Source organism: Candidatus Poriferisodalis sp., assembly GCF_965221945.1.
In the GTDB taxonomy this organism is placed as follows: domain Bacteria; phylum Actinomycetota; class Acidimicrobiia; order Acidimicrobiales; family Poriferisodalaceae; genus Poriferisodalis.
In genome coordinates this window covers 38532-60329 of record NZ_OZ244925.1, presented here as the reverse complement: position 1 = coordinate 60329, position 21798 = coordinate 38532, and the positions used below count along the sequence as shown (strand labels likewise).

General features: G+C 65.4%; 16 protein-coding genes and 1 pseudogene. 2 read left to right on the top strand and 15 right to left on the bottom strand.

Features of this window, described 5'->3' with window-relative positions; genetic code table 11:
• Nucleotides 1-46: 46 nt before the first annotated feature.
• The 12 genes and pseudogenes from ACOQPH_RS00270 to ACOQPH_RS00215 all read right to left on the bottom strand — a co-directional run bounded on the left by ACOQPH_RS00270 (nt 47) and on the right by ACOQPH_RS00215 (nt 14524).
• Complete coding sequence (locus ACOQPH_RS00270; protein WP_420622772.1) at nt 47-1642, bottom strand: trimethylamine methyltransferase family protein; 1596 nt, start codon at nt 1640-1642, stop codon at nt 47-49.
• 100 nt (nt 1643-1742) lie between these two features.
• Entirely contained in the window at nt 1743-4241 is a 2499-nt protein-coding gene (locus tag ACOQPH_RS00265) for an FAD-dependent oxidoreductase (protein ID WP_420622771.1), read from the bottom strand.
• Nucleotides 4242-4489: 248 nt separating this feature from the next.
• Nucleotides 4490-5677 (bottom strand): ATP-binding protein, encoded by a 1188-nt coding sequence (locus ACOQPH_RS00260; protein WP_420622770.1) that lies wholly within the window; start codon nt 5675-5677, stop codon nt 4490-4492.
• 120 nt (nt 5678-5797) lie between these two features.
• On the bottom strand, nt 5798-6196 hold the full coding sequence (locus ACOQPH_RS00255) for a glycine cleavage T C-terminal barrel domain-containing protein (RefSeq protein WP_420622769.1): 399 nt from the start codon (nt 6194-6196) through the stop codon (nt 5798-5800).
• Between the two features lie 6 nt (nt 6197-6202).
• Nucleotides 6203-6361: pseudogene (locus ACOQPH_RS00250) on the bottom strand (DNA cytosine methyltransferase); the annotation flags it as partial.
• A gap of 339 nt (nt 6362-6700) precedes the next feature.
• Nucleotides 6701-7816, bottom strand: a complete 1116-nt coding sequence (gene ald, locus ACOQPH_RS00245; RefSeq protein ID WP_420622768.1) for an alanine dehydrogenase — start codon at nt 7814-7816, stop codon at nt 6701-6703.
• Entirely contained in the window at nt 7810-9081 is a 1272-nt protein-coding gene (locus tag ACOQPH_RS00240) for a Zn-dependent hydrolase (RefSeq protein WP_420622767.1), read from the bottom strand. Before ACOQPH_RS00240 ends, ald begins: the two co-directional genes overlap by 7 nt.
• Nucleotides 9082-9133: 52 nt before the next feature.
• Nucleotides 9134-10546, bottom strand: a complete 1413-nt coding sequence (locus ACOQPH_RS00235; protein ID WP_420622766.1) for an aspartate aminotransferase family protein — start codon at nt 10544-10546, stop codon at nt 9134-9136.
• A gap of 9 nt (nt 10547-10555) precedes the next feature.
• Nucleotides 10556-11794: an extracellular solute-binding protein gene (locus ACOQPH_RS00230; protein WP_420622765.1), complete on the bottom strand. Its 1239-nt coding sequence runs from the start codon at nt 11792-11794 to the stop codon at nt 10556-10558.
• Nucleotides 11791-12585, bottom strand: coding sequence for an ABC transporter permease (locus ACOQPH_RS00225; RefSeq protein WP_420622764.1), 795 nt, complete (start codon nt 12583-12585; stop codon nt 11791-11793). Before ACOQPH_RS00225 ends, ACOQPH_RS00230 begins: the two co-directional genes overlap by 4 nt.
• A complete protein-coding gene (locus ACOQPH_RS00220) occupies nt 12582-13454 on the bottom strand; it encodes an ABC transporter permease (protein WP_420622763.1) in 873 nt (290 codons plus the stop codon). The genes ACOQPH_RS00225 and ACOQPH_RS00220 overlap by 4 nt, the downstream gene beginning before the upstream one ends.
• Nucleotides 13451-14524: an ABC transporter ATP-binding protein gene (locus ACOQPH_RS00215; protein WP_420622762.1), complete on the bottom strand. Its 1074-nt coding sequence runs from the start codon at nt 14522-14524 to the stop codon at nt 13451-13453. The genes ACOQPH_RS00220 and ACOQPH_RS00215 overlap by 4 nt, the downstream gene beginning before the upstream one ends.
• Before the next feature lie 102 nt (nt 14525-14626).
• Between ACOQPH_RS00215 and ACOQPH_RS00210 the strand changes: the two genes are divergently transcribed.
• Entirely contained in the window at nt 14627-15253 is a 627-nt protein-coding gene (locus ACOQPH_RS00210; protein ID WP_420622761.1) for a TetR family transcriptional regulator, read from the top strand.
• 92 nt (nt 15254-15345) lie between these two features.
• Here ACOQPH_RS00210 and ACOQPH_RS00205 read toward each other — a convergent pair whose 3' ends face one another.
• Both ACOQPH_RS00205 and ACOQPH_RS00200 read right to left on the bottom strand, forming a co-directional pair.
• The gene (locus ACOQPH_RS00205; protein WP_420622760.1) at nt 15346-17898 is read right to left on the bottom strand and encodes a GcvT family protein; all 2553 of its coding nucleotides are present in this window, start codon (nt 17896-17898) and stop codon (nt 15346-15348) included.
• A gap of 10 nt (nt 17899-17908) precedes the next feature.
• The gene (locus ACOQPH_RS00200; RefSeq protein WP_420622759.1) at nt 17909-19147 is read right to left on the bottom strand and encodes an alpha-hydroxy acid oxidase; all 1239 of its coding nucleotides are present in this window, start codon (nt 19145-19147) and stop codon (nt 17909-17911) included.
• A gap of 229 nt (nt 19148-19376) precedes the next feature.
• Here ACOQPH_RS00200 and ACOQPH_RS00195 point away from each other — a divergent pair, with 229 nt between their 5' ends.
• The gene (locus ACOQPH_RS00195; protein WP_420622758.1) at nt 19377-20666 is read left to right on the top strand and encodes an aspartate aminotransferase family protein; all 1290 of its coding nucleotides are present in this window, start codon (nt 19377-19379) and stop codon (nt 20664-20666) included.
• Nucleotides 20667-20678: 12 nt separating this feature from the next.
• Here the strand turns inward: ACOQPH_RS00195 and ACOQPH_RS00190 are convergent, their stop codons facing one another.
• Nucleotides 20679-21743, bottom strand: a complete 1065-nt coding sequence (locus ACOQPH_RS00190; protein WP_420622757.1) for a zinc-dependent alcohol dehydrogenase — start codon at nt 21741-21743, stop codon at nt 20679-20681.
• Nucleotides 21744-21798 lie beyond the last annotated feature (55 nt).

The following is a 21798-nucleotide window of genomic DNA, read 5'->3' as shown; positions in this document are numbered from 1 at the left end:
CCCCGTGACACGCACTGTGACCAAGACCCCGCCGTGTTGACGTGCGTTAGGACGCGGCTGCTGAGGCGACGGGGCCCTGGGGTGACAGGCTGATCGGGAAGGCGTCGCGTATGGCTGCGTCAACAGTGGGACTGATGTGCGACGGCCAGTGGTCAGCCAGCGTGGCCTTCACCCGATCATGCGCGACATCGTGTGCAGCCCGACTGCCTGCATCGGCCCAGTCTTCGGGAGTGTCCCGGTTGCTCACCAGCGGGTACAGGTACTCGGTCTCCATGAGCTCGAGCGTCTGCGTTGAGCCGAGGAAGTGGCCGGGCCCGGCAATGACCTCGGCGATGAGATCAGCCGACAGGGTGTCAGTGTTCACCTCGATGCCTCGAACGGTGCGGTTGATGGCGCCCAGCATGTCGTTGTCAATCACGAGTGCTTCGTGCGAGCACGCCAGCAGGCTCGCCAGCATCCCTGCCGACTCGTAGACGATGTTCGCTCCGGCGTGTGCGGCCAGCCCCACGTTCAGACCCTTCTCGTAGCCGGCCTGGGCGTCATTCACCTTGGAGTCCGTCATGCCCGCCGCCACGCCGGTGGGCAGTCCGAGCCAGTGGCCGACTTGGGCCGCGGCGGCGTTGAGAATGCCTTCCTCGCCCGATCCCCCGCTCATGGCTCCCGTGCGCAGGTCGGACACGAACGGCCACAAGCCCAGCAAGCATGGATGCCCGGGCGACAGCAGGTTCACGAAGGTCAGCCCACCAAGGCACTCTGCCAGCGCCTGTGCCAGTGCGCCTCCGAGCGCCGCGGGCGCGGTGGCGCCGGCTTGCAGGGCCGAGAGCAGGTTGATCGGCATGCCTGTGCGCACCTGTGCGACCAGGCACCTCGCCGAATCGTGAGCGAAACGCAGCGGGGGCACGACGAAGGTGTTGTTCGCAGCCATGAACGGACGCTTCGCAAACTCGCCCGGGCCACCAAGCACGAGGTCGAACATCTCGACCGATTCGTACACCCAACGTGGGTCGAACCACGAGGATCCGCCCGGTTTCGTGGTGCTGCACATCACCGCGTATGCCGTGGTGATGTCGAGGTCGCGGGTTTCGGGCAGGTCGCGGGCCACAACCGTGCGCACGTAGAAGTGCAGGTTGTCGAGCGTGTCGACGAGACGGCCGCAGTCGTACACGTCTTGGGCCACCGAGTGCCGGAACGTGCGGGTGACGTGGTCGTATATGAGCACCGCCGCGCCCGAGGTGCCGAAGTAGACGTGCTCGCCGCCCACGTGCACCGACTGGTCGTCGTCGAAGCCGTGCCAGATCCACTCTTTGGCCGCTGTGGAAATGGCCCGCTCGACGATGCCGCGGGGCAGTCGCAGGCGACCGTTGTCGTCCACCCATCCGCCGAGAGGCGTCGCCGCTTCGATGAACTCGTCGAGCGGCTCGCCCATGCCGATGTCTTCGAGCAGGGACAGGGCCGTCTCAAACACCTGCTGCATATCGGCATCGGTGAGCGGCTTGAAGCGGCCGGCGGGCAAGCCGGGCCGAACTGGACGGCGATCAGCTTCGGGAACGGCCTCGCGTATGGCGATGCGTCCCGCTCGGCCACCGCCGCGGCGACGCCGCGGTGCCTCAGCAGCATCCAATGGTGCATCTGTGTCAGCCATCTTCAGGAGCACCTCCTGCGGCAGGTTGTGTTGCGAGTGGAGCTGGACGCCAGGTCCTTGAGATTCAGGGAAAGCGATGCGGTCGCGCTGCCATGACGGCTCAGGCGCGTAACGCCGTGTTGCGGGGGTCGTAGGCGGCCTCAGCAAGCACGGTTGCGGTGCGGCGCTCGCCGAGCAGGTCGAGTTCGAAGGTGCTGCCGGGGGCCTCGAAGCAGGGATCGACGTACACGAACGCCAGGCTGCGACTCACGGTGTGACCCCAGGCGCCGCTCGTGCCAATGCCCATGGGCTCGTCGCTGCCCGGCGCGAACGCCGGCTCGTTGCCGCGCACCTCGTTGTCGGTGGCGTCCACCTCGCAGTACACGAGCACCATCGAGAGCGGTTCGCCGCGCTCTTCCGATTCGCGGCGGGCCATAGTGGCGTCACGCCCGATGAAGGGGCGGCTGTAGTCCACGAAGCGCCCCAAGCGGGCCTCGACCGGCGTGATCTCGGTGGTCAACTCGCTCCCCCACGCCTTGTACGCCTTCTCGATGCGCATGACGTTCATGGCGTAGCTGCCGAAATGCACTAGGCCGTGCGGGCTGCCGGCATCTGCGACGGCGTCGTAGAGCCGGCCCAAGTCACCCATCGGGCAATGCAGTTCCCAGCCCAATTCGCCGACGTAGGACACCCGCAACGCGATGACGGGCACTCCCGCCACGGTGATCTGTTGGGCTGTGAGCCAGCTAAACGCGTCATTGGCGAGGTCGGCGTCGGTCAGCGGCGCAAGCACGTCGCGTGCGCGCGGCCCGGTGACGCCCAGGATCGCTGTGTCGTCGGTTGCATCCCGCACGCTGACCTGCTCGGAAGCTGCGATGTGGTCGCGCAACCAGTCGAAGTCGTGACTCTCGCCCATGACTGCAGATGCCAGCCAGAACTGGTCCGGTGCCAAGCGTGCGATGGTCATCTCGCACTCGATGCCGCCCAGCGTCGTGAGCATGTGAGTCAGGCGGATGCCGCCGTCGCGCCCCGGCAGGCGATTGGCCGACAATCGGTCCAGCAGGGCAGCTGCGTCGGACCCGGTGACTTCGAACTTGGCGAATGCGCTGAGATCTGCAACACCCACGCGCTCGCGAACTCCCCGCACTTCCGCTCCCACCACGTCGTGCGCGTTGGAACGGCGGAACGAGTGGGCCTCGGGGCTGCCGTCGGGCGAGAAGTACTGCGGGCGCTCCCACCCGTAGATCTCCTGCCACTGTGCGCCCAGCGCATCGAAGCGTTCCCACAGCGGTGTGCTCTTCACTGGCCGGCCGGCGGCGCGCTGCTCGCCCGGAAGCCGCACCTGGTACATCTCGTGGTACTCGTCGATGGCCTTCTCGAGTGCAAACAGCGACTTCGGGCCGGTGTGGTCACCGAAACGGCGGGGGTCCATGCTGCGCACGTTGATCTCGGTCTGGCCGTGGACCATCCACTGCGCCAAGTACTTCCCTGCGCCCGGCCCCTGGGTGATGCCAATGGATGCCCCGTTGCAGTGCCAGTAGTTGCGCACGCCCGGGGCCGGCCCCATGAGATAGCCCGAATCGGGGGTGTGGGTGATCGGCCCTGAAACCACCTGCTTGATGCCGGCCGACGCGAGCGCGCCGATGCGCTGCTGCGCGAAGTCCAGGCACTCCTCGAGAACGTCGAGGTCTTGGCCCGGCAGGTGGAAGTGCAGGTCCCAGTCGATGCCGTCGACGCCGTACGCCCGAGCACCGCTCATCTCGTAGGGGCCGATGAGCAGCCCGTCGATTTCCTGCCGGTAGTAGCACGAGGCGCGCGGATCGCGAACGACGGGGAGTTCGTAGCTGAGTGCCGCGACCTCAGGCACCGATTCGGTGACGAGGTACTGGTGAATGACCGACACGATCGGCACGTCGAGCCCGATTATCGCTCCAAGCTGTGGTGCGTAATGCCCTGCGGCGTTGACGACGTGCTCGCAGTGGATGATCTCGCGGTCGTCTTCGCCGTTGGCTCCGTTGCGACGTCGGGCCGGATCGGCGCCGCCCCGAACGACAGCTACATCCCAGGTGCCGTCAGGTCGCTGCGTCATGCCGGTGACGAGCGTGTGCCGCATGATCCGGCAGCCCAGGTCGCGGGCGCCCTTCGCCATGGCGTTGGTGCAGCTCGACGGGTCGGTCCAGCCGTCGTGGGGCGTATGGAAGCCAAGCTGGACGTCGTCGAGATCGGTGAGCAGTGGATGCAGCTCGGCGATCTCGCTGGGGCCGATGAGGTACGACTCGACGCCGATCTGGGTGAGCATGGCGTGGACGTAGTGATGCCAGTCGGCCTCGTCGGCGGTACGTGCCAACCGGATCGCCCCGCAGCCATGCCACCCTGCTGACAGCCCGGTCTCGGCCTCGATGCGCGGATACAGCGAGATGGCCTCCTGGTGGACCTTGGCCATGTTGAGGTCGCCGATGAAGTTCGGAATGAGGCCGGCAGCGTGCCACGTCGACCCAGACGTCAGCTCGCCCTTCTCAACGAGGATCGTGTCCGTCCATCCCTCGTGCGCGAGCGCGTACAGCAAGCCGGCGCCCATCGCGCCGCCGCCGACGATCACGCATCGCGCTTGTTCAGGCATGCTCAGTGATGCCGGGCCTGTTCAGCCATAGACAGGTCCCCATGTGTCCAGGCCAGACGTGAGCCGTACCCCCCGGTACCGGCCCCGTGGCATGCCGATGTGGTGCGCGCAAATTACCACCCCTCCGCGCACCACTGCGCGCAATTGGTCCACAAGGGCTCGGCAATACGTGCGACGTCGGCATCGGAGGGTGCAACCTCGCTGGCAGCCATGTCGGCCCTTCCCCATGCAGTCTCCAAAAGGCGCCCTCAGGCCGCAGCCCCGGCGTCAAATCGCGCCAGTGCCGCAGGAAACTGATCGAGTGTCACGATGTCGACTTCGGTGCGAGACTGGGACTGCTCGCCGCCGTACACGACCGTCTGCGCAGCGACGCCGGGCACCGTCCTAGCGACACGGTCCAGCGGCCGCAGCCAGTCAGACGCCACCGTGGCGCCCGACTTGGCCTCGATGGCGTTGATGCCGCGCCCGGTCTCATAGAGCAGGTCGCACTCAAGCTTGTTCGAATCTCGATAGAAACTGAGCCGGGGCCGACGGCCGCGGTTGTAGCAGTGCTTCACGGCCTCGACGACGACGATGTTCTCGAACAGCTGGCCTCGCAAGGGGTGAGTCGTCACCTGGCCCGCTTCTTGGAGCCCCACAAGGTGGCTGGCGAGGCCGACGTCGTAGAAGTAGATCTTCGGAGACTTCACCAGTCGCTTGCGGACGTTGGCGTGGAAGGGCGGCAACAGAAAGGCGATGTAGCTGCGTTCGAGCACGGTGAGCCAGTTCCGGATGGTCGTCCGAGAAACGCCGACATCGTTGCCGAGCGACGTCATATCCAGCAAGGTGCCGGCCCGGCCAGCGCACAGGGCAACGAACTGCCTGAAGGCCGACAGATCACCGACACCTCCCATCCGGCGCACGTCCCGTTCGACGTAGGTGTCGACATAGTCGGCGAGCGCTTGGTGGGGTTCGAGTTGCTGATCGATGATCCGCGGGTAGAAGCCTCCATAAGCGATGTCGCCGAACGATCCGCCCCCGCCTGCCGTGCGGCGTTCTTCGAGCGAGAACGGCAGCAACCGCAGCTGTGCAACGCGGCCGGCGAGCGATTCGCTGACCGCCTCGTTGAGCGCGAATTTCTCGCTGCCCGTCAGTACGTACAAACCGTTGGCGCCGCTGGCATCTGCCGCTTCCTTGAGATACGAGAAAAGTGACGGCACATGCTGGACTTCGTCGATGACAGCGGGTGTGCCGAGGTCGCGCAGGAATCCCCGTGGGTCGTGCTCGGCTCGCTCACGGATATCGAGCGCGTCCAAGCTGATGTACTCGACACCCGAGGTCGCGAAGACGGATTTGCACAACGTGGTCTTGCCCGACTGCCGCGGTCCGGTCACGGAAACGAACGGATACTGCCGGAACAAGCGTGGAAGCAACGGGGCAATCTCGCGCTGGATCATTACACGATTCTACTCCCAGAATTCATGCAATACGCAACTTCAAGTTGCGCATTGCAGCATTATTGCGTTTAGCGTGCACGCCGGGGCCGTGCGTGGCACCTGCCCACTCAGATCTTGCAATCAGAGGCGGACGCGCTGGTTGGTGGGGTCGTAGAAGCTGCGGATCGAGGGCGTGGCGGTGATGCGGTGGCCGGCGATTTCGATGTCGAACGTCCCAGCGTCGAGCCAGGACTTGGTGACGGGCTGCGGATCCGGTTCGGCCACCGCCGGATGCGTCACGTAGCCCATCACCAGGCAGCGGTCCTCGGTGTAGCTCCACATCGCCGAGGTGACCCGGCCGACGAGTTCGCCGTCACGGCGAATCGGCTCGTCGTGGTAGGCGAGCAGATCGGGATCCTCGAGACGGAACTGCACCAGGCGGCGGGTGCGCGGCTCGTGACGCTGCGCCTCTAACGCTGCACGGCCGATGAAGTCGCGTGCCTTGTCCCATGCGATCGCGACGCCGACGTGTCTGGTCATGCGCGTTCATGCGGGGACCAACCCCAGAGCATCGGCTAGAACCCCGGCGATACGGCGCGCGAGCAGTGGAGGAACCGCGTTGCCTACCTGGACATATTGCTTCGTGCGCGAACCTTCAAAAAAGTAGTTATCCGGCTCAACTGCTTGTTCTACAAACAGGTTCCGCGTCAACTGCTCGGGCGAGCCCAACTGCCAGCGGTGCTGCACGATTCAAAGGGACCGATCCCCAAGCCCCAAGCCTGGAACAGCGGTGCATAATGCTCGAAGGCCCGCCGAAGCAGGCCTTCGCCCAGCCACCGGAAGCGACTGGGGGGATATGCCCGCAGGGGATATCACACGTGTGACATTGACTACGGCGCGGGCTTGAAACGGCGATTGAGACCCCCGTCCGGTAGCACAACCTGAAGCGTCAACTTTCAGATTGTGCAGCACACTCTTCGCCAGTTGTTGAATCGCTCTGGATTGGTCGGAAGCTCTCGGGGTCCCTGGGATCGGAACTGGTAGCTAGGCAGCGAGCGCCGATCGAGGATTGACGAAGGGAACTCCCATTGCCGTGGCCACGTTGGGTTCTGTGATCTGGCCTCGATACACGTTGAGGCCGGCACGCAGGTAGGGATCCATGCGCAACGCTCCCAAACCATGCTCTGCCAGGGTGAGCACTCTTGGCAGTGTGGCGTCGCTCAATGCGCGGGTCGAAGTGAGCGGAACGGCGCCTGGCATGTTTGCCACGCAATAGTGGACGATGTCGCCGTATACGAACGTCGGCTCCGCATGCGTGGTGGGATGAGAAGTCTCGAAGCAGCCACCTTGATCGATGGCGACGTCCACCACGACAGAGCCCGGACGCATTGCTTCGATCATCGTGGCCGTCACGAGTTTCGGCGCTCGGGCACCTGTAACCAAGACAGCGCCGATTACGAGGTCGGCGTCAAGCACCTCGGATTCCAACGCTGCTCGGGTGGAGGTGACCGTTACTACCGCTGCGCCGAACCGCTGCTCTAGATGGTCGAGCGCCGCGGGGTCTATGTCGAGCACTCGCACGTCTGCGCCCATGCCGATGGCGATTTCCGCGGCGTTCTCGCCGACGACACCGCCGCCGATGATCACGACACCGGCGGGTGGAACTCCCGGCACGCCGCCGATGAGGACTCCGGCTCCGCCGTGAGCTGTTTCGAGCGCCCAGGCGCCTGCTTGCACCGCCAAGCGACCGGCGACTCTTGACATGGGTGCGAGAAGCGGCAGCGAGCCTCGTGAGTCGGTCACTGTCTCATAGGCGATGCAAGCCGCGCCTGTTGCCACCAAATCGGCCGTCTGTTCATGGTCGGGGGCAAGGTGCAGGTACGCAAAGAGAATCTGGCCTTCGCTGAGCATCTTTCGCTCGCTCGATTGGGGCTCCTTGACTTTGACGACGAGTTCGGCCTCTCCCCAGACGTCTTGGGAACGTGCTGTGATCTCGGCGGCTGCGGATTCGTAGTCCGCGTCCGAGGCGCCGATGCCGACGCCGGCACCGGATTCCACGATCACTCGGTGTCCGTGCAGCACGAGTTCGCGTACGGCGTGGGGAGTGAGTCCGACGCGTCGCTCGCCTTCTTTGATTTCGCGGGGTACTCCGATCAGCATTCGGTAGTCCTTCCGGCGTTCGCCGTGTCGTCTGCGACGCCGGCGAGCTCCAAGGCGGCGTGCAGCAGCACATCGGCTCCTCGACCGGCGTCGTCGGGCTCAATGGACTCCTCTTCGTTGTGGGAGAGACCGTCCTGGCACGGGATGAAGATCATCCCGGCGGGTGCGCGCATGGCGACGTGGCAGGCATCGTGGCCAGCGCCGGATCCGATGTGCTCGAACGCGAACCCACAGAGTCGCGCCGCCGCTTCGACGGCGCCGCCGCACCTGGGATCGAAAACGACGGGGGCGCAGTCGTTGATGACGTCGATCCGATGCCCGCAGCCGTGCTGGTCGGCGGCCTCGGCGACCAGGCTGCGCAGCGCAGCCTCCAATCTGTCCAGCCCGGCAGCGTCTGGGTGCCGCATGTCGACGGTGAACGAGACTTTGGACGGAACCGTGTTCGGCGAGGCCGGCTCAGACGCAAACTGCGCCGGAGTGACACGGACACGGTCCGCGTCGGCCGCGGCCAACTCATAGACCCCGTGCAGAGTGTCCGCCAATGCGCGGGCAGGGTCGCGTCGGCGGTCCATCGGCGTAGTACCGGCATGGGCCGCGAAGCCCTCGAAGGTCACCTCGAACCATCTGATTCCCTGGACGCCGGTGACGACCCCGATCGAGGAGCCGCTCGCTTCGAGAATCGGGCCCTGCTCGATGTGCAGTTCCAAGTAGGCGCTCAGCGGCTTGCCGAAAGCGGCAGTGCCGGACCATCCCAGGCGGTCGAGTTCGGCGCCGACAGTGACGCCGGAGCGATCCGTGAGCGCCCTGATCGAGTCGAGGTCCGACACCCCGGCCCACACTGCGGAGCCCATCATCGACACCGGGAACCGTGAACCTTCCTCGTTGGTCCAAACAGCCACTTCGAGGGGCGCACGTGTGCTGACCGAGGCGTCATTGAGGGCCTCGATCACCTCCAATCCGCCGAGCACCCCATACACGCCGTCGAAGCGTCCACCGGTCGGCTGGGTGTCGAGGTGGCTGCCCATGACGACGGGCGGGGCGTCGGGGTCGGTCCCGGATCGGCGGGCGAACAGGTTGCCAACGCCGTCCAGCTCGATCGAGCAGCCCGCCTGCTGGACCCATTCGATGAACAGATCCCGGCCTGCTTGGTCGTCATCGGACAGCGCCTGTCGGTTGGAGCCTCCGCCGGAGGTCGCGCCGACTTTGGCCATGTCCATCAATCGTGACCACAGGCGGCCGGCATCTGTGCGGACTTCAGTGCTCATTGTCTCCCCCATGGGCAGTGCGGCCCGACGGGCGCTGAGTTCGTCGGACCGGTCACAAGTCGAACTCGGCCATGGCGTCGCCGAGCGTGACCCTGAGAGCGGACGTGATCTCGCCGAACTGCTCGGGGCCGGCGATCAGCGGCGGCGAGAACTGTATGACGGGCACTTCCCCCCGAGCAGCAGCCCGACAGGTCATCCCCAGCTCATACAGCCTCTTGGTCAGGTACTTGCACACCGTGACGGCATGCGCCTGCGCCTTCGCGGGCTCCGACGGTCCGCCGGCGTCGAGTTCCAACGCGAGGAAGTACCCGTCGCCGCGCAGGTCAGTCACGATCGGCACGTCGCACAAGTCCGACAGCCCGACTCGGAACGCGTCGGCGTGCATGCGCACGCGCCCGGGAAGATCCTCTCGCTCCAGGATGTCGATGTTGGCCAACGCGACAGCCGCAGCCACGGGATGGCCTCCGAACGTGAAGCCGTGAATGAATTCCTTTCCGTCGGCCAAGAAGGGCTCGGCTATGCGGTCGCTGATCATCACGCCGCCAAGCGGCGCGTAGCCCGATGTGAGGCCCTTGGCCATCGTGATCATGTCGGGTTGGTAGCCGAACCGCTGAGCGCCGAACATGTGCCCAAGGCGCCCGAATCCGCAGATCACGTCATCGGACACCAACAGCACGCCGTGCTCGTCGCATATCTCACGAACCCGCTCGAAGTATCCGTCTGTCGGGACATAGCAGCCGCCCGAGTTCTGCACCGGCTCCAAGAACACGGCCGCCACAGTGTCGGGTCCCTCTCGGAGCACGGCCTGCTCGATCTCCTCAGCAGCGCACAGGCAATCGCCGTCGTGGCCACAGGATCCACCGACGCGGTACTCGTCGGTGTGGGCCACCTTGATCGCCCCGGGGACGAGCGGCTCGAACGCCATCCGGATCGCCGCCAGACCGGTGATCGACAGCGCACCGAGCGACGTGCCGTGATAGGCGAGATTGCGGCTGATCACCTTGTAGCGGGTCGGCTGTCCGATAGCAGCGAAGTACTGACGGGCCAGCTTCCACGCCGATTCGATGGCTTCGCTGCCGCCGCTCGTGAAGTACACGCGGTTGAGGTCTCCCGGAGCGAGGTCCGCGAGCCGGGCAGCGAGCTTGACACCCGCCGGGTGGCCGTAGCCCCACATCGGGAAGTAGGCGAGCCTGCTCATCTGCTCGCGGGCCGCCTCGGCAAGCTCTGTGCGCCCGTGACCGACCTGGGTGACGAACAGCCCCGCGAGGCCGTCGAGCAGTCGATGTCCAGCGTCGTCCCACAAGTAGCAGCCGTCGCCGCGCTCGATGATCGGAACTGCTGCGGGCGAGCTGAAGTGGCTCCACAGATGGCGTGCAGCGGTTCGGCTCAGATCGCCGACATGCTCGGCGTCATGGGCCTGCCGCGGGGCGCTGTTGCCGCCCGGCGGCGGATGCGCTTGGGACATGTGTGACTCCTATGACCGGAACGAGGTCCAGAGCCGGTCATAGAGATCGATCGCCTCCACAGAGCACGACTCCACCGGCGCTGCGTGCGCCAGCTGCTCGGTGGCGGGCACGACCATCGGGCTGGAAGCCAGCTCGGGGTCGACGTATGCGTCGCTGCCAGTGATCGCGTTGCCGTAGGCGTTCCAGTTGGTGGCTTCGGCGATATTGCGCGGATCCATCATCCAGTTGATGAACACCAGGGCCTGCTCGAAGTTTGGTGCTCCCCTAGGAACGGCGAAGTTGTCCTGCCAGAGCGTCAGCCCGTCGCTCAGGTACACGTACACGAGGTCGGGATTCTCCAGCGACGACCGGTACGCGGCACCATTCCACTCCATGTGCATCGAGTTCTCGCCGGCCGCCATCCGCTCGATGATCCCGTCGGAGTTGATGACCGAGACCGCAGGCTTGAACTCTTCGAGCAGCTCGTCGGCCAGCGCGTAATCAGCCGGATTCGTCGAGCAAGGCTCTGCTCCCACGGCGCGAAGCACGGCGTGGATCACCTCGATTTGATCGTTCATCATGCCGATCGAACCGTCGGATCCTTCGGGGACGGCGAAGAACTCGGCCCATGTGTCGGGAGGATCAGGAACCTGTGAAGTGTCCACGGCCAGTCCGGTGGTGCCGTAGAGGTACGGCGCCGTGTACACACGCCCGTCGTCGAAGTAGGGATTCAGGAACGCCGGGTCGATATTTGAAGCGTTCTCCAAGGCAAACGCGTCGATCCGCTGGATCAGGTCCTGCTCGATGAGCTGCGGGATGATGTAGTCCGACGGGACGATCACGTCATAGCCGGTGCCGCCGGCCGCCAAGGTGGCGAGCATCGTCTCGTTCGAGTCGTAGTTGCTCAAGTTGACCGCGATGCCGGTCTCGTCGGTGAAGCGAGACAGCAGGTCCTCTGAGATGTAGTCGGTCCAGTTGTACAGATTCAGCTCGCCGCCGATTTGATCCGGCGCCTCGGCTGATTGGGCGTCCTCGCCGCTGCTGGTCGTTTCGTCGGCGTCGGGCTCGGCGCTGGCGCCTTCGTCGCCCGCTTCCGATGCTGTCGTCGCCGGCGGTTCCGGTGCAGCCGTGTCGGTGTCGTCGTCTGAGCCGCATGCCGCTGCCAGCAGGGTCAGCGCCAACAGCACTGGCAAGAGCAGGCGACTGATGCTGCGTTTCGTAGTCCTGGCGGTTGTCGCATGCATCGGTCCTCCATTTGTGGGTTTCATTTGTGTTTCCTCCATTTGGCTGTGATGTATGAGGCGGTGAGCACTGCGATCGTCACAAGGAGGAGCAGAGTGCTCACCGCGTTGATGAGGGGACTTGCACCTCTGCGGATGAGTCCGAAGAGGAAAATGGGCAGCGTTGTCGAGGTAGGGCCGGCGACGAACGCCGAGATCAGGTAGTCGTCGAGGCTGATGATGAATGCGAGCAGGGCGCCGGACACGATCCCGGGAACCAGCAGCGGAAGCGTCACTCTTCTGAACAGTCGAACGCCGGAGGCTCCGAGATCGCTGGCCGCTTCGAACACTGCGGGGTCCAGCTCTGCGAGGCGCGCCCGGATCGGCAGCAACGCGAATGGGATGCAGAACGCTGTGTGAGCCAGTACCAGCGTCGTCATGCCCCGCTCGAAGTCCAACAGCACGAAGAACGACAGCGTGCCGACCGCCGTCACGATCTCGGGGATCAGCAACGGAGTGGACAAGAAGCCGACAGCGAGCGACGAGCCCCGCCGGATCATTGCCACGATGCCCAGCGCTGCGAGCATCGCCAGCAGGGTCCCCCCAGCCGACGCAACGACGGCGACCCGCAACGAGGTCCATACCGCGTCTCGGACATCTGAGCGCTCCAGCACCTCCCGGTACCAGACCAGGCTGAAACCTTCCCAACGGGACACGATGGGTCCGCTGTTGAACGAGTAGACGATGACGACAGCGAGCGGCACGTACAGGAACACGAATGCCAGTCGGGCCGCGGAACCGACCCCCGGGTACCTGCGGGTGTCCAGCCGGCCGGTCATGACAGCACCACCTGAGCGCCCTGTGCAGCGCGACGTGCGGTGACCAAGACGGTCCCCACGACGACGAGCAGCAGGATGGCAAGAGCCGACCCGAACGGCCAGTTTCGTGACGCTCCGAATTGCTGCTGTATGAGGTTGGCGATCATCAAGGAGCGGCCGCCGCCCAGAAGCTCGGGCTGCAAGAAGGCGCCAATGGCAGGAATGAACACCAGCAGGCAGCCGGCGATCACGCCGGGCCGCACCGAAGGCCACACGATGCGGCGCAGGACGACGCCCGGGGTGGCGCCCAAGTCGAGCCCGGCTTCGGCGATCCGATGGTCGAAACACTCCGCGGCCGCGTAGATGGGCAGGATCATGAAGGGAAGGAACGTGTAGGCCATGCCTATGAGGGTTGCCCCGCGTGTGTTGAGCATCTGAGGGGCGTCGACCGCGATCGCGTCGAGGGCGGAGGCAAGCGGGCCGGTCTCGCGCAGGATCACGATCCAGGCGTAGGTGCGAACCAGCATGCTGGTCCAGAACGGAATCGTGACAGCGAGTATCAGCAGCGGCTGCAGGTGGCGGGGCCGATTCGAGATCCACACCGCAGTCGGGAACCCGATGACCAGCGCGACGAGCATCGTCACCGCCGCGAGCAAGATCGAGGACCACATGACCTGCAGGTATGTCGGGTCGAACCCGATGTCGCCGGTGAAGTTTTCCGACACCGCGAGCCGTTCGTAGGCGTCGGTCGTCAACCCGTCGCCGACGCCGACGCCGCCTGGGCCCCGGGTGCGAAGCGAGTACCAGATGATCACCGCCATCGGCCCGCCGACCATGACCGCGACAAATCCCAGCGCCGGGGATGCGAGCCATCGAGAACCGACCCTCACGACGTGAGAATCCTCGTGTGCCGGGGCTCGATGCGTAACGACACCGAATCCCCAACATCGACGGAGTGGTCCTGGGCGTCTTCGCGAACGTTGATCCGAAGGCCGTTCCCCAAGTCGATCGTCAGATGCACGTCGGCTCCGAGGTAGGCAGTCTCGGCGACCACGCCCCGAAGGTGCCCGTCTGGATGCAGGGACACCCGCTCGGGCCGCACAGCGAGCGACACCGAATCAGCAGTCGCCACCTTTGCCTCGTCGATGTCCCCGACTCCTGCGAGATGAAGCTTCCATTGGCTCGCGACCGTCAACGTTCCGTCCGCGTCATAGGTGACCGGCAACAGGTTCGTCTCGCCGATGAAATCGGCCACGAAACGCGTCGCCGGGGCTTCGTAGATCTCCTGCGGTGTACCGATCTGGACGATGCGGCCGGCGTTGAGCACAGCGATGCGGTCGCCGAGAGCCAGCGCTTCCTCCTGGTCATGGGTGACAAACACGAACGCGATGCCGGTGGAGCGCTGGATCCGCTTGAGCTCCGTCTGCATCTGACGGCGGAGCTTGAGATCGAGCGCTCCGAGCGGCTCGTCGAGCAGCAGCACGCTGGGTCGCTTGGCCAGAGCGCGCGCCAATGCCACTCGCTGCTGCTGACCCCCAGACATCTGAGCGGGCGTGCGCTTCGCGAAGCCCGACAGCTCCACTAGGTCGAGCATCTCAGCGACCCGCTCGCGGATCTCGGCCCTGGGCCGCTTCTCCATCTCCAGCCCGAACGCGATGTTCCTCTCGACGGTGAGAAACGGGAACAGCGCGTAGCTCTGGAAGACCGTATTGACGGCCCGCCGGAATGGCGCCGTTTTGTCGAGCCGTTCCCCGTCAAGGTGGATCTCGCCCGAGTCCACATTCTCAAGCCCGGCGATCGTCCGCAGCAGCGTCGTCTTGCCGCAGCCCGAGGGCCCCAGCAGCACGACAAACTCGTTGCTCGCCACGTCCAGCGACACATCGTCGAGGGCGCGCACGATGTCGCCCTCGGGGGCAGTGAACGTCTTGGAGACGTTCCGCAGCTGCAGTCCCTCAGCCATCACGCGACCGATAAACGATCATTGATCGTTATAATAGGAGCGCCCGACACCGAGCGCAAGAGGGCGATCCCGCAAACAGCGCTGCGGCCTAGCCTCACCAGCGTGGGTCGCCCCTCAGAACCCCTGCTCTCACAACAGATGATCGTCGACGCCGCCATGGCGATCATCGACGAGAGCGGAATGCAAGCAATGACAACCCGGGCGATCGCCAGCCGCCTCGGCGTCGGACAAGCCTCGCTGTACAACCACATCTCCAACCGCGACGAGCTCCTGGAATTGCTGAACGCAAGGGTCCTCGCCGGCGTCGACCTGCACCCTCTCGACCACCCGGACTGGAAAGAAGCGGTCTACGGCGGCACGCTCGCCTTCTTGAAGGCTCTCCAGGCGCATCCCAACATGATGGGAGTGCTGGCCACCAGACCGGCCCGGACTGATCCCTCGCTCACCTACTACGAACGAATGCACGAGCGCCTGCGAGGCGCCGGCCTCTCTGCACAAGACTCGGCAAGGTTCCTGTTCGCCATCGATGACTACTGCATCGGCGCAGCGCTCAACACCGAAGTTGATGTCGAGATCAACAACCGCCAGGACAAGTTTCCGTTAGTCACCGAAGCCATGGAGGCAGGACGGCCTGCTGACCACCACAAGGCAACACTGCGGCTCCTGCTCAACGGCCTCATGGCCACAGTCGACATGCCGAAGCACTCCAACAGCGAATTCTCCGCATAGCTCGATCACAACTGAGGCAAGACCGGGACCCAATCGGAGCAGTCCTCCGTCGTCGTCACGAAACCCAGAGAAGTACCGACACCAGTCTGCGATCAGAGGCGGACGCGCTCGTTGGTGGGGTCGTAGAAGCTGCGGATCGAGGGCGTGGCAGCAATGCGGCGCCCGGCGATCTCGATGTCGAAACTGCCGGCATCAAGCCAAGACTTGGTAACCGGCTGCGGCTGCGGATCCGGTTCGGCCACCGCCGGATGCGTCACGTAGCCCATCACCAGGCAGCGGTCCTCGGTGTAGCTCCACATCGCCGAGGTGACCCGGCCGACGAGTTCGCCGTCGCGGCGGATCGGCTCGTCGTGGTAGGCGAGCAGATCGGGATCTTCAAGACGGAACTGCACCAGGCGGCGGGTGCGAGGCTGGTGACGCTGTGCTTCTAGCGCTGCGCGGCCGATGAAGTCGCGTGGCTTGTCCCAAGCAATAGCGAAGCCGAGCCCTGACTCGAGCGGCGTGTCCTCGTCGCTAATGTCGTGGCCCCAGTGGCGATAGCCGCACTCGAGGCGCAGCGTGTTCATGGCGTGGTAGCCGGCGTGTGCCAACTCCAACCCGTCGGCAGCCACCGCGGCGTCTCTCAGCGCCTCGTAGACCGCGACCGCCTGTGCGTTGGGGACATACAGCTCCCAGCCCAATTCGCCCACGTAGCTCATGCGAACCGCAAGCACCGCTGTCGAGCCAGCTGACGTCGCAACGTCGATGTGCCGTGCAGCTCCAAAGCCGAACGACTCGTTTTCCAGGGCAGCCTCGGTGACCTTGCTGAGCAGGTCTCTCGATTGGGGTCCCATGAGGCCGAGCACCGCCCACTCGTCGGTCACGTCGGCGATCTCGACATCTCTTCCCCGGCAAGCCCGCCTCAGCCATGCCCAGTCGCGTGTCTGGCAGGCGGCCGATGTCACGACCCAGAAGTCGTCGTCGCCCAGCCGCGTCACGGTCAGGTCGGCCTCGATGCCTCCTCGCTCGTTGCACCACTGCGTGTACACAGCGCGCCCCGCAAGCACGTCCACCGACGCCACGCTCAGCGTGTCGAGCACATCGAGAGCATCGGGACCACGCACAGTGAACTTGGCGAACGACGACTGGTCGAACAGCCCCACACCGTTGCGCACCGCGTCGCATTCCCGGCCGGAGTTCCTGAACCAGTTCTGCTTGCCGTAGCTGTAGCGGTACTCGCGCTCCTGGCCAGGCTCGGCAAACCAGTTGGCACGCTCCCAGCCGGCCGTCTCGCCAAAGACCGCACCGGCATAATCCATCGCGTCGTGCAGCGCCGAGCGACGCTGGTCACGGGCGCTCGTGTACTGGAAGAACGGCCAGTGCATCGCATACAGCAGCCCGAGGCTCTCGCTGATGCGCTCGGCCAGGTAGCCGTTGTCGGCCTGGAACGGCATGGCACGCCGGATGTCCACCGCCGAGAGGTCCATCGGGGGGTGCCGGTCTGCGATCCAGTCGGCCAGCACCCAGCCGGCGCCTCCTGCGGACTGGATGCCGACAGAGTTGAAACCGGCAGCCACGAAGCAGCCGTCGACCTCCGGAGCCTCGCCGAGGTAGTACACGCCGTCGGGCGTGAACGACTCGGGACCGTTGAAGAACAGCTGCACGCCGCAGTCGGCCAGTGCCGGCACCCGGTGGCAGGATCGCTCGAACACCGGGCCGACGTGGTCCCAGTCCTCGTCGAGCGTGCCGAAGCTGAAGTCCCGCGGGATGCCGTCGAGGCGCCACACCTTGGCTTCCGGCTCGAAGAAGCCGACCATGAGCTTGCCGGTCTCCTCCTTGAAGTACGTGTAGTTCGTCGGGTCGCGCATGATGGGCGTGGAGGCGTCGAGCCCTTCGAGCGGCTCGGTGACCACGTAGAAGTGCTCGCAGGCCTGCAGCGGGACGTTCACGCCAATCTGCGCAGCGAGGTGTCTGGTCCACATGCCGGTTGCGAGCACAACCGTCTCAGCCTCGATGAGGTGATCAGGGGCGTCGTCTGCGCTGCCTGCGGTCTCAGTCCGGACCCCGCAGATAGCGCCGTTGCGGGTCTCGAGCCCCGTGACCGCAACCCCCTCGACGATCCTGCACCCGCGGGCCCGTGCCCCTTTGGCCAATGCCATCGTGGCGTCCACCGGAGACACCAAGCCGTCGTCCGGCAGATACAGCGCGCCCACCAGGTCGTCGGTGCGGATCAGCGGCCAGAACTCCGAGAGCTCGTCCATGTCGATCTGCCGGGACTCGACGCCGACGGTGGCCCCCATCGACGCGCCCCGCAGGATCTCCTCCCAGCGCTCGGCGTCGGATGCGACCGAGATCGAACCCGGCGCCCGGAATCCGGTGGCCTGGCCCGTCTCGTCTTCCAGCGCTTCAAACAGGCGCACTGAGTAGGTCGCGAGCTTGGTGAGGCTGTAGGTCGATTTGAGCTGCGCCGCCAACCCGGCGGCATGCCATGTCGTGCCCGACGTGAGCTGGTTCTGCTCCAGCAGCAGCACGTCGCTGATGCCCCGGCGCACGAGGTGGTACGCAATCGCGCAGCCCACGACGCCCCCACCAACGACCACGACCTCGGCTCGATCTGGGAGGTTGCGATTGGGCACTGCGCGGCCGGTCAAGGTCTGTTCTGCCACCAGTCCGACCTCAGACGCGTTCGAGCAGGTCGGGCGTCAAGTCCGCAACCGAGCGGACGCCGTTCAAGCGCATCGTCCGGGTCATCCCCTCGACGAAGTAGTTGAGCACCCAATCCACTCCGGTCTCGCCGGCAGCACCGAGCGCATACAGATACGCACGGCCGATCATCGCCGAGTCGGCCCCCAGTGCCAGCGCCTTGACGATGTCGCTGCCTCGCCGGATCCCGCCGTCACAGATCACCTCACAGCGGTCGCCGACTGCCTCACGAATCGCCGGCACGCACTCCACCGGGGACGGGGCCCCGTCGAGCTGGCGTCCCCCGTGATTGGACACGATCACGGCGTCGAGCTCGATGTCAGCGGCGATCTTCGCGTCGTCCGGCGACAGCACCCCCTTGAGCATCACGGGGCCGTCCCAGCGATCGCGGAACCACTCGATGTCGTCCCACGACAGCGACGGATCGAATTGGCTGTTGACGTAGTCGGCGAGGGCGACCGCATCGCCGCCGTCGCCGCCGGTCGCCCCCTCGCAATTGGAAAACTTGATCGGCTCGTTGCTCAAGAAGTCGAGCAGCCATCGTGGGTGCAGCAGTCCGTCGATGATCGTGTCAGGACCGAGCTTGGGCGGCAGACTGAATCCGTGACGCACGTCACGCTCGCGGCGCCCCAGCACTGCCGTGTCGACCGTGATCATGATCGCCTCGTACCCGCAAGCCGCGGAACGTTTCAGCAAGTCGGCCATGAGCTCTCGGTCACGCCACACGTACACCTGGAAGAACTTGCGCCCCGAGCACACATCGGCCACTTCTTCGACTGAGCGCGTGCCCATCGTCGAGAGCGAGTACGGGATGCCGGCACGTTCGGCAGCCCGTGCCACAGCCAGTTCGCCTTGGGACTGGGCAATGCGGTCAAAGCCGGTCGGTGCGATGACCAGCGGTATCGGCACTGTCTTGCCCAGGACTCTGCCCGAGATATCCACGTCGGTCACGTCGCGCAGCACACGCGGCCGGAATTGCCAGCGGTGATATGCCGACACGCTGCGCTCGGCACTGACCTCGTCCTCCGCTGCCCCGTCGATGTAGTCGAAGCAGCCGCCGGGCATCCGGCGTTTCGCCATACGACGCAAGTCCGATACGTCTGCGGCGCGGATCAGGTGCCGCTTGTCCGCATCGCGTTCGAACTCGCCGAATTGCATGACGCTGCGGGCGGTCTCATAGGCCTGCGTGACCCATTTCGCCAGACCTGCCATGACATGCCTCCCCTCTGCTGGCCGCTCAGGGTCCCCACCAACTCATCGGCTTCGTCTTCTCAGATTGAGGCCGACTCGATCGTGGACGCTCGTATTGGTTGCCTCCCGGTCGTACCGGGTGCGAACGAACTCTACGATGTGCCCGAACTTCCCAATGCCCGTTCCGCATGCATCGGAGACTGCGGTTCGGGCATCCGACTTTTCTCAAGCGAAGCGAAAGTGAGCCGACATGGCTGCTACCGCCGATCTCGCGGAGCGCTACCGGGCGATCATGCCCAGCTTCATCAGCCCGCTGTACGAACGGCCCCTCTCGATTGACCGCGGCAAGGGGAGCTACGTCTTCGACAATGAGGGCAATCGCTACCTGGACTTCTTCGGCGGGATCCTCACGACCATGATCGGGCACGCCAATCCAGTCGTGGTCGAGGCCGTGCAGTCCCAAGCAGCCAAGGTGATGCACACCTCGACGCTGTACCTGAACTCCGAGATGATCTCGTTCGCCGAGGAGGTCGCTGCGGTGTCGGGCATTCCCGACCCCCGTGTGCTGTTCACCACCTCGGGCAGCGAGGCCAACGACACCGCGATCCTGCTGGCCACCAACTACCGCAATAGCAACCAGGTGCTGGCGATGCGCAACAGCTATCACGGCCGCTCGCTCACGGCCCAGGCGATCACCAGCCACCGGGCTTGGTCGACAAGCAGCTTCAGCGGGCTCGACGTGCAGTTCGTCCAGGGCGGCTACCGGCTGCGCAGCCCCTTCAGGCATCTCGACGACGACGCCTTCACCAATGCCTGCGTGGAGGATCTCGTCCAGCTCATCGACATGACCGATTCAGGCGGCTTCTCGGCGCTCATCGCCGAGCCCATCCAGGGTGTCGGAGGCTTCGCCACACCGCCCGACGGCTTCTTCGGTGCGATGGGCAAGGTGCTGGCTTCGGAGGGGATCCTGTTCATCTCCGACGAGGTGCAGTCCGGCTGGGGACGCACCGGCGAGCATTTCTGGGGTTACGAGGCCCACGGCATCACGCCCGATGCGATCACCTTCGCCAAGGGCGTCGGGAATGGCATCACCCTGGCGGGCATCGTTGCCCGGGCCGAGCTCATGAACTGCCTGACTCGCAATTCGATCACTACCTTCGGCGGGAATCCGCTTTCGACCGCCGCGGGCCGGGCCACCCTGCGTTACCTGCTCGAGAACAATCTGCAGGCCAATGCCGCTGCCCGCGGGGCGCAGATGCACGAACGCCTGGCTCCCGTGTGCGACGCGTCGCCGCATGTCGCGGAGCTGCGCGGCAAGGGACTGATGCAAGGCCTCGAGTTCTGCCACCCGGGCAGCATCGAGCCCGACGCCGCGACCACGTCGGCAGTGCTGGAGTCCGCCAAGGACCGCGGCCTGCTCGTGGGCAAGGGCGGCCTCTACGGCAACGTCATCCGCATCACGCCGATGATGAACGTGACCGAAGCAGAGATGGATGAGGGGCTCGACCTCCTCGTGGAGGTCGTCGAGGCGCTCGACTGAGCCAGCTGCGCGTCAGTCGAAGCTGATCGAAACCTTCAGCGCGCCAACTTCGTGAGGTTCGTGCGCGAGCCGGAACGCGTCGCCGATGTCGCTGACGTCGAAGACATGACTGAGCAGCGGCGACACATCGATGTCGCCGGAGGCGATCAGGCGTAGCGCCTGGCGGAAGGACATGGAGCCGGGCTCGTCCTGGGCCCCGTACGTGCTCGCCGCGGACAGCCGCTTGCGGAAGAACTTCTGGAAGCGCACGTGGATGTTGTCGTCGGTGGACGGCAGCCCGAACCACAGCAGCTGACCGTCCATGCGCACGAGCTCGACCGAGTCCAGGAATGTGTCCGCGCGCCCCACAGCTTCCACGACGTAGTCGGCGCCGCGGCCGTCGGTCATGTCCTTGATGGCCTCGATGACTCCGGCGTTGCCGAGCTCGGCGGCATTCAGGCACTCGTCCGCGCCGTAGGCCTCTGCGACAGCCAGGCGCGCCGGCGAGAGGTCGGAAACGATGACCCGCTCGGCACTGGCCCGCTTCAACAGGTAGGTGAAGAACAATCCAGCCGATCCCTGTCCCATCACGACGACGGTCTCGCCGGACACGTCGCGGGGATGCTGGCGCATGGCGTAGATGACCGTGCCGAGCTGCTGGCCCATGAGCAGGTGCGAGCGGGGCACATCGCTCGCCGGAAGCGGAACGTAGTAGCCGGCGCCGACTCGTTGGTAGGCGTTGAAGCACTCGCCTACCGGCGGATTCGGGAAGGTGAGCACGTGGGTGCCCTCAGGCAAGCTCGGCGTTCGGCTCTCCACCACCATGCCGATGCCCTCGTGGCCGGGGAACCCGTGCGGGCACGGTGTGGGGTGGGCCAAGCCGCTACCCATCATCACCATGTGCAGGTCGCTGCCACAGATCGAGGCCATCTCGGAGCGCACCAACACGTCGTAGTTCACCGCTGTCATGCCCAGGGCAGCGTCGGGCCGGGACGACGGTGCGGCGTCCGAGGAGACCCCGCCCAGCGAAGGCACCGCGATCTCTTCGCATTCCATGCGTCCGATGTCGACCATCCGGCCGGCCTTCATCATTTCCATCGGCTTGCTCGCTCCTCGCCTGCCGTTTGGCTGCAGATCATTCTCATCGGTTCGG

Excerpts from the sequence above, each read along its gene's own strand:
- ACOQPH_RS00270 (WP_420622772.1), bottom strand. The coding sequence starts at position 1,642 with ATGGCTGACACAGATGCACCATTGGATGCTGCTGAGGCACCGCGGCGT.
- ACOQPH_RS00265 (WP_420622771.1), bottom strand. The coding sequence starts at position 4,241 with ATGCCTGAACAAGCGCGATGCGTGATCGTCGGCGGCGGCGCGATGGGC.
- ACOQPH_RS00260 (WP_420622770.1), bottom strand. The coding sequence starts at position 5,677 with ATGATCCAGCGCGAGATTGCCCCGTTGCTTCCACGCTTGTTCCGGCAG.
- ACOQPH_RS00255 (WP_420622769.1), bottom strand. The coding sequence starts at position 6,196 with ATGACCAGACACGTCGGCGTCGCGATCGCATGGGACAAGGCACGCGAC.
- ald (WP_420622768.1), bottom strand. The coding sequence starts at position 7,816 with ATGCTGATCGGAGTACCCCGCGAAATCAAAGAAGGCGAGCGACGCGTC.
- ACOQPH_RS00240 (WP_420622767.1), bottom strand. The coding sequence starts at position 9,081 with ATGAGCACTGAAGTCCGCACAGATGCCGGCCGCCTGTGGTCACGATTG.
- ACOQPH_RS00235 (WP_420622766.1), bottom strand. The coding sequence starts at position 10,546 with ATGTCCCAAGCGCATCCGCCGCCGGGCGGCAACAGCGCCCCGCGGCAG.
- ACOQPH_RS00230 (WP_420622765.1), bottom strand. The coding sequence starts at position 11,794 with ATGAAACCCACAAATGGAGGACCGATGCATGCGACAACCGCCAGGACT.
- ACOQPH_RS00225 (WP_420622764.1), bottom strand. The coding sequence starts at position 12,585 with ATGACCGGCCGGCTGGACACCCGCAGGTACCCGGGGGTCGGTTCCGCG.
- ACOQPH_RS00215 (WP_420622762.1), bottom strand. The coding sequence starts at position 14,524 with ATGGCTGAGGGACTGCAGCTGCGGAACGTCTCCAAGACGTTCACTGCC.
- ACOQPH_RS00200 (WP_420622759.1), bottom strand. The coding sequence starts at position 19,147 with ATGGCAGGTCTGGCGAAATGGGTCACGCAGGCCTATGAGACCGCCCGC.
- ACOQPH_RS00195 (WP_420622758.1), top strand. The coding sequence starts at position 19,377 with ATGGCTGCTACCGCCGATCTCGCGGAGCGCTACCGGGCGATCATGCCC.
- ACOQPH_RS00190 (WP_420622757.1), bottom strand. The coding sequence starts at position 21,743 with ATGGAAATGATGAAGGCCGGCCGGATGGTCGACATCGGACGCATGGAA.